The sequence below is a fragment of the Pelodictyon luteolum genome (genome assembly GCF_001622165.1).
In the GTDB taxonomy this organism is placed as follows: Bacteria; Bacteroidota; Chlorobiia; order Chlorobiales; family Chlorobiaceae; genus Chlorobium; species Chlorobium luteolum_B.
Window position 1 is genome coordinate 24,802 of record NZ_LVWG01000032.1, and the last position, 14,019, is coordinate 38,820.

The following is a 14,019-nucleotide window of genomic DNA, read 5'->3' on the forward strand; positions in this document are numbered from 1 at the left end:
ATTCCCTGAACATCGCCCGCTCAAAGAAAACCGGGAGGCAGGCGATGCAGGAGACCGGAAGCAAAAAAACAGCAGGGTTGTCCTTCGATGCACTCAGGAAAGCCTCTGCATGAAGGCCTTCACTGCTGCGACAAAGGCTTCCGGCTGCTCCTCATGAGGCAGGTGGGCGGAGTCGCCGATCACCTCAAGGTCTGCGCCGGGAACCTCACGGGCAAGACGGAGGCTTTCCTCAACCTTCACTGTACGGTCAAACTCACCGGTGACCACCAGCACAGGAAATGTGATCGAGCCGACCTTTTCATCAAGGTGGAGATGGTGCGTCTCAAGAAAAACCTCCCAGAACCCTCTCCCCCAGTTGCCAGTCATCATGTCGGCGCGATAAGCCGAGAGAGTTTCGGCGGGCAGCATGGACGGGTTGTGCCAGAAACTCACAAGCAGGCGGTCGAAAAACTTTCTTATGAGCAGCTTCATCAGTCGGGAAAAGACGGGGCTTGCGGCCTTCAGGAAGGGCTTCATAGCGGACGGGATGCCGCTGGCCGCATAAGCACTGTAAATCATGGCATCAACGAGCACGAGCCCGGAAACCTTATCTGGATGGCGGAGCGCCATGAGCATGGCGAGTGTCCCGCCGGTCGAGTTGCCGACGATGACCGCCTTATCGATACCAAGCTGTTCGAGGAAGGCTGCGGCAAGATCGCTCTGCGCTTCGGGTGCATAACTGACTCCGTTAAGCCTCGTCGGAACCGGGCGGGAGGTACGGCCGAAGGCCGGCCTGTCGAGCGCGATCACTGTCGCAATTTCAGATAGGGGACCGAGCACATTGCGCCATGAACGCATACTGAGGAAACTGCCATGAAGGAGAAGCATGAAGGGCGGCTCCCCGCTGCCATGGATCCTGTAATGCAGTCTGAACCCTCGGCAGTCAAGGAACCGGCTGTCGGAATCGGACTGAAGGGATGGATGACTCATAGTAAGTGACATAGGGTTGAGGTGCTGCAATAAGAAAAAGCGCCTGAGTCGCTATAATACAGAAAGGCCCGGAATACGGGCCTTTCTGTTTACTTCTTACGAACGGCGGATCAGTGTTCGAAGAGCATTTCCGAGTAGGTCGGAAGCTGCCAGCGACTGCGGTCTACCATAAGCTCGAGCCGGTCGGCCACTTCGCGGACCTTCAGCATGAAGGGCAGCAGGGTGTTGGCACAGTAGTCGGCCTTGGCGAATTCGCCATCAAGCGTTTCGAGCTTCTCGACCACCTCATCCAGTTCGGCCGTGAGGTCGATGAGGAGCGAAAGGTTCTCTGCAAGAGTCCTGTAGTGCCCGGCCTGGCTCTTCAGCGCAGCCTTCGACAGACCGATCTCGTCCGAAGCCGAGAGCAGGTTGTTGAAGGAGCTACCAATATCGCCCTGGTACTCGCTCACATCGGGGATGACAAGGGTCTTCAGCATGAGCTGCAGGGTGCGGGCCTCGATGTCGACACCTTTCACATACCGCTCGAGACGGATGTTCAGGCGTGACTCGATCTCCTCGACGCTGAGCACGCCGTATTTGACGAACACCGACTGCACATCCTTGCTCTCCAATACCCTGAGGGCCTCCGGAGTGTTCTTCAGGTTCGGCAGACCTCGCTCTTTTGCTGCCTGCTGCAGGGCATCGCTGTAGTTGTCACCCGGGTAGCGGATCGCTTTGGTCGCGGTGATTTCCTCGCGGAGGGTTTCAAGGATTGCAGAATCGCGGTCTTTTCCAGCCTTGACTTTGGCTTCGATCGTGTCGGCCATTTCGTCGACGGCTTCTGCCATGAGGGTATTGAGCACCATGTTCGGTACCGACACAGCCTGACTGGAACCGACGGCCCGGAACTCGAACTTGTTGCCGGTGAAGGCGAAGGGCGAGGTACGGTTGCGATCGGTATAGTCCTTGTTGACCACCGGCACCTGCGAGAGTCCGAGGTTCAGCACCTGCTTTTCCGTCTTCAGATCTATCTTGCCGCTCTCAATCGCATCAAGTACTCGCTCAAGCAGGTCGCCGAGGAAGACGGTGACGACTGCCGGAGGAGCCTCATTGGCGCCAAGCCGGTGGTCGTTGCCGATGCTCGAGATGGACATGCGCAGCACGTCGGCGCGTTTGTAGACGCCCTTGAGGACAGCGACGAGGAAGACGAGGAACTGGATGTTCTTTTCTGGGGTGTCACCCGGATCGAGCAGGTTGACGCCGGTATCGGTACCGATCGACCAGTTGTTGTGCTTGCCCGAGCCGTTGATGCCGGCAAACGGCTTTTCAAGCAGCAGGAGCGCAAAACCCTTCTTCTCGGCGATCTTGCGCATCACCTCCATGATCAGAAGGTTGTGGTCTGTGGCAACGTTGGCCTCCTCGAAGAGCGGAGCGATCTCGAACTGGTGCGGAGCCACCTCGTTGTGGCGGGTCTTGGCGGGAATGCCGAGCAGGTAGAGCTCATGCTCGACCTCCTGCATGAACTCGAGTACGCGGTCCGGAATGGCGCCGAAATAGTGGTCCTCAAGCTGCTGGCCCTTCGGCGGCAATGCGCCGAGCAGAGTGCGGCCGCACATGATGAGGTCAGGACGCTCGCTGTAGAACTTCTTGTCGATGAGGAAGTATTCCTGCTCGACGCCGGCAAAGGTCTTGACGCGGGAAACGCCCTTCGTGCCCAGTGTTTCCAGAAGACGGAGAGAAGCCTTGCTTACGGCGTTCATGGAGCGGAGGAGCGGGGTCTTGGCATCAAGTGCCTCTCCGTTATAGGAGATGAAGACGGTCGGAATGCAGAGCGTCACGCAGTTGCCGCCCTTCATGAGGAAAGCGGGGCTGGAAGGATCCCATGCAGTGTAGCCGCGTGCTTCAAACGTGGTGCGCATGCCGCCGGAGGGGAAACTCGAAGCATCAGGCTCGCCCTGGATGAGCTGCTCACCGGAAAAACGCTCTATCGGGGTACCGTCGCGATCGATGGAAAGGAACGCGTCATGCTTTTCAGCCGTCGAGCCTGTCATCGGCTGGAACCAGTGGGTATAGTGGGTGGCGCCGTTGTCCATCGCCCACTCTTTCATGCCGTGGGCTACGACGCCCGCAATCTCTTCAGTAATCTCCCTGCCGGCCCTGATGGTATCCTGCAGTGCGGTAAAGACCTCTTTGGGGAGTCTGGCCCGCATGGCTTTCTGGTCGAAGGTCATCGCCCCGAAATAGGACGAAACCACATTTTTATTCTCGATGCTCAAGAGAACCTCCTTGTTGGTTTGCTTGGTGTTGCCTGTCAAAATCGAATACGTAAAACAATAAATGAATGCTGCCTAAAGGAATGCTGCCCTCCGCCTATTTCCTCGACTTCTTCTCGTCGTAGGTGATCAGCACCTGGCGGTCCTGCAGATTGTTGCGGATGATGTCCGCTCCTATTTTCCTCGTCTTCTTCAGCTGGGAAAGCACAAAGCTCGTATTCGTGCTCATCACTCCCGGCCAGCTCTGTATGCGTGAAAGGAACTTCTCGAGCGATCCGGTGTTGTGGGTCATGACCCGGAGGATATGCGACCCCTCGCCGGTGACGGAATAGCACTCCATGATCTCGTCCTCCTTCATCACATGCTCCATGAAGGACTTGTAATGCTTGGAGGAATCAACCCGGACCCGCACGAACGCCTGGATATCGAAGCCGAGCTGGCGTTCGTCAACATCCATCGTAAAGCCCTTGACAATGCCGTTTTTCTGCAGCTTGTCGAGCCGTTCACTGACGGACGGGATGGAAAGGCCCACGACCTCGGCGAGTTCGCTCAGCCGGATCCGTCCATTCTCCCCCATGGACTCGATGATTTTCAAGTCGATCAGATCAAGATGTCCCGACATAACGGTGGCGGATTAAATTCAATTTTGTAAGAAAATTACACATTTCTAAGAAATAAGCAATGATTTTCTTAAAAAGAAGGCATATGATCGCATTATTTCTTAAATAATTTAGGGATGGGAGCGTAAAACACATTTCCCGGGAACAGGAAAAGCGCGTATCGGGTTGTTTCGTATTGCTTTCCTTCAAGTGATTGTGCAATTTATTCAATTCGCCGAAAGAGTCCACTGAAAAATGACACACCCCCAGGTAATGAGCAACTATCAGATAGAGCGGCCGAACCCTCGCCCGGAAGAAAGAAAAACAATAGAAAAAAAGTGTTCATAGAGCCCGCCGCGAGAGTGGCGGCCGATGACCTGCGCTTCGTCGTCAAAGAGGGACTGAAGCTCGGCGTGCGGATCATTTCGGAAATTGACAGGGCACTGCGGGCGCTCACTCGCTGAGGGCCTAAGGCAGAAGCGTCAGCATTGCCGAATCCCGTCTCAAATCCCTATATTCACGTTTGAATTGCAGTGCACGGACGACAAAGAGCGACCGGAGAGAGAGAGAGAGAGAGAGAGAGAGTTTCCAACCATTTAGATATCTGTTGAACGGTGAAAATTGCCATTTTCGGCGCAGGAGTCGCAGGGCTCTCAGCCGCCATAGAACTTGTTGAACGGGGCCACAGCGTTGAAATCTATGAAAAGCGCAAGGTGCTCGGCGGAAAGGTCTCGGTATGGAAAGACAGTGAGGGTGACTCCATCGAATCGGGCCTCCATATCGTCTTCGGCGGATACAGCCAGCTGCAGGAGTACCTGAAACGGGTCGGAGCTGAAGACAACTACCTCTGGAAGGAGCACTCCCTCATATACGCAGAACCCGACGGGGCCCAGTCATTCTTCAGGAAAGCCAACCTGCCGAGCCCCTGGGCCGAAGTGGTGGGCGGCATGCAGGCCGACTTCCTCACCATGTGGGACAAGATTTCACTCATCAAGGGCCTCTGGCCTGCACTGGCCGGAAACGAGGAGTATTTCCGCAGCCAGGACCACATGACATACTCGGAATGGCACCGGCTGCACGGAGCCTCTGAGCACTCTCTCCAGAAACTCTGGCGGGCCATCGCTCTGGCAATGAACTTCATCGAGCCGAATGTCATCAGCGCACGGCCGATGATCACCATATTCAAGTACTTCGGCACCGACTACGCAGCGACCAAGTTCGGCTTTTTCCGCAAAAACCCCGGCGAGTCGATGATTGAGCCGATGCGGCAGTATATCCAGAGCCGCGGAGGGAGGATATTCGTGGACGCCCGCCTCAGCCGCTTTGAGCTTGAAGGCGACGAGACAATCAAGAGCGCCGTGCTCCGCGACGGCCACACCATCGAAGCCGATGCCTACATCTCCGCCCTGCCGGTCCACAACCTGAAAAAGGTCCTCCCGGACGAATGGCTCCGTCACGACTACTTCCGCAACCTCCATCAGTTCACCGGAAGTCCGGTCATCAACTGCCAGCTGTGGTTCGACCGCAAGATCACCGATACTGACAACCTCATGTTCTCTGAAGGCACCATTTTCGCCACCTTCGCCGATGTCTCCCTGACCTGCCCCGACGACTTCCAGGCCGGCATGGGCACCGCAAACGGCGGCAGCGTCATGAGCCTCGTACTCGCCCCCGCGCACCAGCTGATGGACATGCCGAACCATGTCATCACGGACATGGTGATGAAAGACATCCATAACCGGTTCCCGAAATCCCGCGATGCGAAACTCCTGAAATCGACCATCGTGAAAATCCCCCAGTCCGTCTACAAGGCCGTTCCCGATGTCGACCGGTACCGCCCAGACCAGCTTGGCCCCGTGAGAAACCTGTTTCTGGCAGGAGACTATACCGACCAGCACTATCTGGCGTCCATGGAAGGCGCCGCCCTCAGCGGACGGCAGGCGGCAGAAAAGCTGATGGCGAAATTCGGAGGATGAAGCGGCTCTTGGTGAAGAAGAATATGGCCGACTGATACGGGTAAGGGTGACGTGATATGATATTAAATTACGGCTGGCGCCCAAGGACTTGGTGCTGGGATTGCGTATATTGTATCAACATCACAAACACCAACAATCATTCATTAATCTTACAGCATCATGGCAGCAGAAGAGCTCAACAAACCGGTTACACCGGCGGCACCGGCAAAACAGGCAGACATGCAGGGAGCCAATGTCGGCAATGGCGACATGGCACATCTCATCGGCAATATGGGCCTGCTCATCGATTCCACCATCGAATCGGTGCAGGGCGTGATCAATTCGGTCAGTTCGGCCACCGGCCAGCTGATTGAGGGAGTCACCACCACCATAAACTCCGACCAGGTCAAGGAAATGATCAGCACCGTCAGCTCGGCCACCGGCCAGCTCGTCGACGGCGTAACATCCACCATGAACTCCGACCAGGTCAAGGAAATGATCAGCACCGTCAGCTCGGCTACCGGCCAGCTCGTCGACGGCGTCACGGCAACCCTGAACTCCGAGCAGGTCAAAAGCTCATTCCAGGAGCTCGGCAAGCTCTGGACCAACATCCTCGAGAGCCTGAACACGACCGTTGCGACCGGTCAGGTTCAGGACCTGTTCAACAATGTCAGCGCCGGACTCGGCCAGCTGATGGGCAGCGTCATGCCTGGCGGCATGCAGATGGGCGGAAACGGTGACAAAGCGAAAAAAGAGATCAAGCAGATCCCCTTCTCGCAGAAAGAAACCGCCGCACCTGCGGCTCCTGCTGCACAGCTGCCCGGTACGCCCGGCCAGCAGAACTGAAGAACCACCCCCTCTTATAGTCGCCTGCCAGAATAGCGGCAGAACTGAATGCTGAAAATCCCCCGAGATCCCCCAACAGGGGGGTTTTCAGCCTTCCTTTACCGGAAATCTTCCCCCCGGCTTGAAAAGGAATACTGCAGTGAAAAAGACATGCCATACCATCCCGCCGTCGGACAGGAAACCGGCAGCGCGAAAAAATACCGTGCTCATTGCCGATGATGACGAAACCTCGCGGAGGATCTTCAGTCATTTCGTCAGGAAAATGGGCTACACGGCTCTGGTCGTGCAGAACGGCATGGAGTGCATCGAGAGCATCACGGAACAGTCGCCCGATGTCATCCTGCTCGACATCAACATGCCGGGCAAGGACGGATTTGAAGTGATGCTGCACATGAAGACAGAGCACATCAAAACCCCGGTCATCATCATCACGGCTTCGCACGACATTCCCCAGGCGGTCAAATGCATCAAGCTCGGCGCCTATGAATACCTGACCAAGCCACTGAACATCGACCGGCTTGAAATCGTCATGCGCAACTCCCTTGCCGAATCGGCGCTGCAGATCGAAGTCAAAAACCTGAAGAAGGAACTCCGGACGCGTGACATCTTCCAGCACATCATCGGCAGAAGCAGGGCCATAAAGGCATCCATGGAACAGGCCGTCCAGGTCATGGAAACCGACCTGAACGTCCTGATACTCGGGGAAAGCGGCACAGGCAAGGAGCTCTTCGCCCAGGCGATCCATCAGGGCAGCAGAAGAAACTGCGGACCATTCGTCTCGGTCAACTGCGCCGCCATATCCAGCACGCTGGCCGACAGCATACTCTTCGGCCACGCAAAGGGGTCGTTTACCGGCGCAGCCAGCGACCACACCGGTTTTTTCGAGCAGGCTGACAAGGGCACCATCTTCCTCGACGAGATCGGTGACATGGAAGCAGACATCCAGGCAAAGGTGCTCAGGGCAATACAGGAGAGGAAAATCCGCCGGGTTGGTGAAAAACACGAGCGTTCGGTCGACTTCCGGGTCATTTCGGCAACCAACAGGAACTTCGCCGATGCCATACGCTCAAACCAGTTCCGCGAGGACCTCTACTACCGGCTGGAAGAGTTCCCGCTCTTCCTTCCGCCGCTCAGAGAAAGGCCCGAAGACATCCCTTTGCTGGCGCGCCATTTTCTGGATGAGTTCGCCAGTGCCAACAACATCGAAAAGCTCAGCTTCACCGATGAAGCGCTCGCGGGGTCCAAAGAGTATCACTGGCCGGGGAACATCCGTGAGCTCAAAAACGCCGTCCAGCGGGCGGCCGTTACAAGAAAAGGAGATGAGGTCGATTCCCTTCGCCCGATCCTCAAGCACGGAAACGGCAGCACAGCCGGACACCCCGCATCTGCGCTCGCGGGTTCAGCCGCACAGCGCTCGGCTGGCCATGGACCCGACATGCAGTCCTACTCGCTTGAGGAGCACGAACGGGAAGCGATACTGAAAGCATACAAGGCCTCGAACGGCAACCTCACCAAAACTGCACGGATGCTCGGCATCGGAAGGGCAACCCTTTACCGCAAACTCGACAAGTTCGGCCTGGAATACCTCAAGACCGGCTGAAAATAGGGATCGACCCTTACCCTTGCCCCATGCCGGTGTGACCGAACCCGCCCTCACCGCGCTCCGTATCGCCGAGCGTGTCGACTTCAACGAAGGAAACCTGCTCGACACGGGCGACGACCATCTGCGCAATGCGGTCACCGTGGCTGACCTTGAACGGGTCCCTGCCGTGATTGACGAGAATCACCTTCACCTCACCGCGGTAATCAGCATCGATCGTTGCCGGAGAATTGGGAAGGGATATGAGGTTACGCAGAGCAAGCCCGCTGCGCGGTCGCAGCTGGGCCTCATATCCTTCGGGAAGCTCTATGGCCAGTCCCGTCGCAATAAGCTCCGCCGAGCCCGGCGCCACAACAACCGGAGCCTCAAGGCAGGCGGAAACATCCATGCCTGCGGCGTGTCGTGTAGCATAAACCGGCAGAAACGCTTGTTTGTTAAGCCGCACAATCTTTACTTTCAGCATCTGCAGTACTTTTTATCATTACTGGAACAGTCCATCAGGCCGCCCGGTACACGGGAAACTCCTCGAGGGCGCATCCAGAGCCCGGAGGCAATATACGATGCAAATGGAAAGTGACGGCTCCCGTGTTTACGCCCTGGCCTTCGGCGCCCATCCCGACGATGTCGAACTCTCATGCGGTGCGACGCTGCTTAAAATAATGGGCGAAGGCAGCAAGGTCGCCGTCTGCGACCTCACCCGCGGGGAAATGGGCACGCTCGGCACTCCCGAAACCCGTCGGAAAGAGGCCGCGGAAGCCGCGAAAGCCATGGGCTACCGTGAACGCGTGCAGCTCGACCTCGGCGACTCGAAACTTTTCTACAACGAAGAGAACCTCCACGCCGTCATAGCAGTCATCCGCCGCTTCCGCCCGCAGGCGGTCTTCTGCAATCCGGCCGAAGAGCGCCACCCCGACCATGTGAAAGCCTCGAAGCTGGTGACTGACGCCTGTTACTATGCCGGGCTCCGCCAGCTGAAAACCACTGACGGGGGCACCCCGCAGGAACCGCACCGGCCGCGCCACATTTTCCACTATATCCAGTTCAGGGACCTCGCTCCGGACATGATCGTCGACGTGTCCGATACTTTCGAGGCCTCACGCCATGGGCTCCTCTCCTTCACCTCCCAGTTCTGGCAGGAGGGCGAGAGCGGTTCGCCGGCCACACTGATCAAACGCAAGGAGTTTCTCAGCGGCCTTGAAGCCCGGGCACGCGCGCTCGGCGAACAGATCGGCGCCCAATACGGCGAAGGGCTCATAGAAACCACAACCCCGGCCGTTCGAACCTTCACGGCCTGCTTCCCCGACATCTAACACCTCTTCCCCCCATGCAGAGAACCATCACCGCACTCCTCGTTGTCCTGCTCTTCCTCGGCACCCTCACCTCCTGCCGGCAGAACAATGCCGCTGCCCGCAAAGAGGCCATCATCGCAGCGGTATCGGCAGATTTCGACCATCTGAACCCGCTGCTCATCCAGCTTTCGATGTCGCGTGAAGCCTGTGCCCTCATCTACCCCTCACTCGTCAAGCCGTCCTATGACATCGAAAAAGGCACCATCACCTTCCTGCCTTCAGCGGCTGAACGCTGGGAGTTCTCGGCGGATGGCCGCACGGCGACATTCCACCTGCAACCCGGAGCGGTCTGGGAAGACGGGGAAAAGCTGACAGCGGAAGACTTCAAATATTCCTACACCCTTTATGCAAATCCCGCAACGGCCAGCACAAGGCAGCACTACCTTGAGGATCTGCTTTTAAACGCCGATGGCTCCCCCGACATCGCCCGCTCGATCGAAACCCCGAATGATTCTACCCTGGTGCTCCGTTTCCGCCGTCCACTCTCCCCCGCCATCATCCTCGACCACTTCAACGACCTGATGCCGGTGGCCGAACATGTGTTCCGGAAGTACAGCCCCGACGAGATCCGCAGCCGTGCCGCAGAGATCCCGATTGTCGGTGCAGGGCCCTACAGAGTGCTGAAATGGGCGCGACAGGAAAAGCTGGTGCTGGAAAGCAGTCCCTCCTCAACCCTTCCGCACCCCGCCGTGACACGCCAGCTGATCTTCCTCGTGGTCCCCGAATACACGACGCGCCTGGCCATGCTCCGCTCCGGCCAGGTTGACGCGATGCTCTCCGCCGGAGGCATCAACCCGAAAGATGTCCCGGACCTCTCCACCATGGCAAAGGACGTCGTCATCCGGCCGGTGAAAGACCGCTACTTCGACAGCATCGTCTGGCTGAACATCGACGGCGAAGTATGGCGCCGGCAACATCTCGTAAAACCCAACCCGCTCTTCGGAGACAAAATGGTCCGCCGTGCGCTCACGCTCGCCATCGACCGCCAGTCGATCATCGACGGGTTCATGGGTCCCGAACATGCCGAAATCGTCAACACATCGCTCTCTCCGGCCTACCGCCAGATCACCGACACATCGCTCGACCCGTATGCCTACGACCCGGGCAAAGCCTCGGAGCTGCTCACCGCGGCTGGATGGACACCGGGCCCGGACGGCATCCTCCGGAAAGCAGGCAGAAGGTTCACTTTTGAACTTGCCGCACCTGTTGGCAACCCAAGGCGGAACTACGCGGCCACCATCATCCAGCAGAACCTCCGCCAGATCGGCATCGACTGCCGCCTCCGGTTCGATGAAAGCCTCATTTTCCTGAAGAACCAGAACGAGTTCCGCTATGAAGCGGCCCTGTCGGGGCTGGCTGCCGAAACCCTTCCCTTCCAGCTGATCATCTGGGGGTCCGACTTTGAAAAACGCACGTTCAACTCATCGGCATTCCAGAACCAACGGCTTGATGCAGTCATCGAAGCACTCAGCGGCCCGCAGCAACCAGCCCTCGAACTGGCTCTCTGGAAAGAATACCAGCAGATCCTCCACCGCGACCAGCCGAGAACATTCCTGTACTATTATGACGAACTTGAAGGGTTCAGCAGTCGGGTGGAGAACGCTGACGTCAACCTCATCGCAACCCTCTGGAACGCCTATGACTGGAAGCTTCGCTGAATGAGCTGAGAGACCCGGCCATCCGACATTGGCCAAGGTATATTTTCATCGAATTGCTATATTTACCTGCTTTCCGGGGAAGGGGCCGAACGGCCCGTTTCCCCTGTTCCCTATACCCGTGAAACCATTCGTCCCATGCCCCGTTATACACCCGAGCAGCTCCAGCGCCGCAACGCCTCCGTCTGGACAACCGTACAGGCCATTCTGGCGCCCATCCAGTTCGTCATGTTCCTTCTGGGCGTCACCATCACCTACCTCTACAAGTACGACATCTGGATAGACAACTTCGCATGGGTCACCTTTTTCGTGACCCTGAAAACCTTCATGCTCTTCCTGATATTCATCACAGGCGGCTTTTTTGAAAAAGAGGTCTTCGGAGCGTTTGCCTTCGCTCCTGAATTCTTCTGGGAGGACTTCGGGAGCTCCATCGCCATGGTGGTCCATGTATCCTACTTCATTCTCTTCTACATGGGCCTCGATGAGTCGATCCTGCTCTGGACGGCACTTGCCGCCTACCTCAGCTACCTCATCAACGCTCTGCAGTTCGTCATCCGCCTCTTGCTTGAAAAGCGCAATGAAAAGAAAATGAAGGCAGGGGAGGCCGCATGAAATCAAAAGCCATCGTCTTTACCGGCGTGCGGCAGATAGAGCTCCGGGAAGTGACCCTCAAACCGCTCTCCTCGACCGACGTCCTTGTTGAAACCTGGTGGTCATCCATCAGCACCGGAACGGAAAAGATGGCCTTCAATGGCCTCATACCCTCCCCGCCCTTCATCTATCCGTTCATTCCGGGCTATGAAACCGTCGGCAAAATCACCGAAGTCGGCGCTCATGTCAACCGTGAACTCATCGGCAGGTACGCCTACATCGCAGGTTCGTTCGGCTATGAAGGGGTGAACGCCGCATTCGGGGGAGCGTCGCAGTTCGTTGCATGCCCGGTGGAGAGCCTCACCGTGCTTGAGGGCATAGAAAACCCGCAGTGCGGCATCGCCCTTCCGCTTGGCGCAACGGCTTTGCACATCGTAGATCTGGCAGCCGTAAAAGGAAAGAAAGTGCTGGTGCTCGGCCAGGGGGCAGTCGGGCTCCTGGCCGCGGAACTTGCAAAACTCATGGGGGCTGCACTCGTTGCCGCCACGGAACCCTCCCAGAACCGCCTCCGCCACTCACCGGCCGACATCAGAATCAACCCTGACACCGAGGACGTGATGGCTGCGCTAGCAGGCCATGAGTTCGACGTGCTCATCGACAGCACCGGCATCATGAGCGCGATCGACACCGGCCTGCGCTTCCTCAAATTCCATGGGCAGGTCATATTCGGCGGCTACTACCAGCGCATGAACATTGATTACTCGCAGGCTTTCCAGAAGGAACTCTCCTTCATTGCCGCAAAGCAATGGGCCAAGGGCGACCTGGAACGTGTCCGCAAGCTCATAGCCGAAGGGCGGCTCAACACCGAAAAGATCTTCACCCACCACCACCCGGTGGACGATGCCATCACAGACGCCTACATGCAGGCATTCAACGACCCCGACTGCATGAAGATGATCCTCACATGGAAAAAAGAAGCCGAAGAGGGCGGAACACCCTGCCACACTGCCCCGAAACCCTGAGCACACCCGAATGGCAGCACGCACTCTGGCGATATACGGAAAAGGTGGCATCGGCAAAAGCTTCACGACGACCAACCTTGCAGCAACATTCTCCCTCATGGGAAAACGGGTGCTGCAGCTTGGCTGCGACCCGAAGCATGACTCCACGACCTCGCTCTTCGGCGGCATCTCCCTGCCGACAGTCACCGAGGTGTTCACTGAAAAGAACGCCCGGAACGAGGAACTTGAGATCAGCGACATCGTCTTCCGCAGAGACATTCCCGACTTCCCCCAGCCCATATACGGTATCGAGCTCGGCGGCCCCCAGGTTGGTCGCGGATGCGGCGGGCGCGGCATCATATCGGGATTCGATCTGCTTGAAAAGCTCGGGCTGTTCAAATGGGACCTCGACATCATCCTCATGGACTTCCTCGGTGATGTCGTCTGCGGCGGCTTTGCCACACCTCTGGCCCGTTCGCTCAGCGAAGAGGTCATCCTGGTCACCAGCAATGACCGACAGTCGATCTTTACGGCAAACAACATCTGCCGTGCAAACAACTATTTCAGGACGATTGGCGGGCGCTCCCGTCTGCTTGGGCTCATCATCAACCGCGACGACCAGAGCGGTATGGCTGAGAAATATGCCGCGGCGGCGGGCATCAACGTGCTCTTGAAAGTGCCCTACAACATGGAGGCGCGCGACCGTGACGACTGTTTCGACTTCGCTATCCGCATACCCGAAATCCGCAGCTCTTTTGAAAAGCTTGCCGACGACATCATCCATGGGCGCATCACCCCGTCAGAAGGTGCCGGACTTGAATTCCATGACTTCGTCAACCTCTTTGGCGAAGTAAGCACGTCTCTTCCCCTTGCGGCAACCGCCGGTGAACTTTTCGGCAGCAGCCTTGAACCCACAGGGAACAATGCGGCTGCAGGCACCGGAGACGAAGCGAGAATGGAGAAGTGCATCGATCAACTTGAAGAAAACCTGCAGGCGGTATGGCGGATGCATGAAGAGGAGGGCAGAGAAACCGATGCCATTGCCGAAGCACTGCACTGCAGCGAACCCGAAGCCGGGGAGCTGCTCAGGAAGGCCCGCAAGGAACTCAAACGGCTCTTTTTCAACACATAGGATGCTCTCTTCGGCAGCCTGAGCGGCTGAAGGACACGAAACAGAAAACCCCTGCACATCACTGAAGGAT

The 14,019-nt window shown here is 57.4% G+C and carries 12 protein-coding genes; 8 read left to right on the forward strand and 4 right to left on the reverse strand.

Annotated elements, in window-relative coordinates; genetic code table 11:
• Nucleotides 1–93 precede the first annotated feature (93 nt).
• The 3 genes from A3K90_RS06400 to A3K90_RS06410 all read right to left on the reverse strand — a co-directional run bounded on the left by A3K90_RS06400 (nt 94) and on the right by A3K90_RS06410 (nt 3,843).
• The gene (locus tag A3K90_RS06400) at nt 94–969 is read right to left on the reverse strand and encodes an alpha/beta fold hydrolase (RefSeq protein WP_303681740.1); all 876 of its coding nucleotides are present in this window, start codon (nt 967–969) and stop codon (nt 94–96) included.
• Nucleotides 970–1,079: 110 nt separating this feature from the next.
• Nucleotides 1,080–3,224 carry a glutamine synthetase III gene (locus A3K90_RS06405; protein WP_303681741.1) on the reverse strand — a complete coding sequence of 715 codons (2,145 nt, stop codon included), beginning with the start codon at nt 3,222–3,224 and terminating at the stop codon, nt 1,080–1,082.
• 94 nt (nt 3,225–3,318) lie between these two features.
• On the reverse strand, nt 3,319–3,843 hold the full coding sequence (locus tag A3K90_RS06410; protein WP_011358145.1) for an Lrp/AsnC family transcriptional regulator: 525 nt from the start codon (nt 3,841–3,843) through the stop codon (nt 3,319–3,321).
• Between the two features lie 591 nt (nt 3,844–4,434).
• Between A3K90_RS06410 and A3K90_RS06415 the strand changes: the two genes are divergently transcribed.
• The 3 genes from A3K90_RS06415 to A3K90_RS06425 all read left to right on the forward strand — a co-directional run bounded on the left by A3K90_RS06415 (nt 4,435) and on the right by A3K90_RS06425 (nt 8,221).
• Nucleotides 4,435–5,796, forward strand: a complete 1,362-nt coding sequence (locus A3K90_RS06415; RefSeq protein WP_011358146.1) for an FAD-dependent oxidoreductase — start codon at nt 4,435–4,437, stop codon at nt 5,794–5,796.
• A gap of 159 nt (nt 5,797–5,955) precedes the next feature.
• Entirely contained in the window at nt 5,956–6,621 is a 666-nt protein-coding gene (gene csmH / locus A3K90_RS06420; RefSeq protein WP_303681742.1) for a chlorosome envelope protein H, read from the forward strand.
• Nucleotides 6,622–6,760: 139 nt separating this feature from the next.
• On the forward strand, nt 6,761–8,221 hold the full coding sequence (locus A3K90_RS06425; protein WP_303681743.1) for a sigma-54 dependent transcriptional regulator: 1,461 nt from the start codon (nt 6,761–6,763) through the stop codon (nt 8,219–8,221).
• Between the two features lie 16 nt (nt 8,222–8,237).
• Here A3K90_RS06425 and dut read toward each other — a convergent pair whose 3' ends face one another.
• Nucleotides 8,238–8,684, reverse strand: a complete 447-nt coding sequence (gene dut, locus A3K90_RS06430; protein WP_011358149.1) for a dUTP diphosphatase — start codon at nt 8,682–8,684, stop codon at nt 8,238–8,240.
• Nucleotides 8,685–8,781: 97 nt separating this feature from the next.
• On the opposite strand from dut, the gene bshB1 reads away from it, so the two are divergent.
• The 5 genes from bshB1 to A3K90_RS06455 all read left to right on the forward strand — a co-directional run bounded on the left by bshB1 (nt 8,782) and on the right by A3K90_RS06455 (nt 13,949).
• Nucleotides 8,782–9,531 (forward strand): bacillithiol biosynthesis deacetylase BshB1, encoded by a 750-nt coding sequence (gene bshB1 / locus A3K90_RS06435; RefSeq protein ID WP_303681744.1) that lies wholly within the window; start codon nt 8,782–8,784, stop codon nt 9,529–9,531.
• Between the two features lie 14 nt (nt 9,532–9,545).
• Nucleotides 9,546–11,228, forward strand: a complete 1,683-nt coding sequence (locus A3K90_RS06440) for an ABC transporter substrate-binding protein (RefSeq protein ID WP_303681745.1) — start codon at nt 9,546–9,548, stop codon at nt 11,226–11,228.
• A 135-nt stretch (nt 11,229–11,363) separates the two neighbouring features.
• Nucleotides 11,364–11,837: a 2-vinyl bacteriochlorophyllide hydratase gene (bchF, locus tag A3K90_RS06445; RefSeq protein WP_011358152.1), complete on the forward strand. Its 474-nt coding sequence runs from the start codon at nt 11,364–11,366 to the stop codon at nt 11,835–11,837.
• Nucleotides 11,834–12,838 carry a chlorophyll synthesis pathway protein BchC gene (bchC, locus tag A3K90_RS06450; RefSeq protein ID WP_011358153.1) on the forward strand — a complete coding sequence of 335 codons (1,005 nt, stop codon included), beginning with the start codon at nt 11,834–11,836 and terminating at the stop codon, nt 12,836–12,838. Before bchF ends, bchC begins: the two co-directional genes overlap by 4 nt.
• A 10-nt stretch (nt 12,839–12,848) precedes the next feature.
• Nucleotides 12,849–13,949, forward strand: coding sequence for a chlorophyllide a reductase iron protein subunit X (locus A3K90_RS06455; protein ID WP_303681746.1), 1,101 nt, complete (start codon nt 12,849–12,851; stop codon nt 13,947–13,949).
• Nucleotides 13,950–14,019 lie beyond the last annotated feature (70 nt).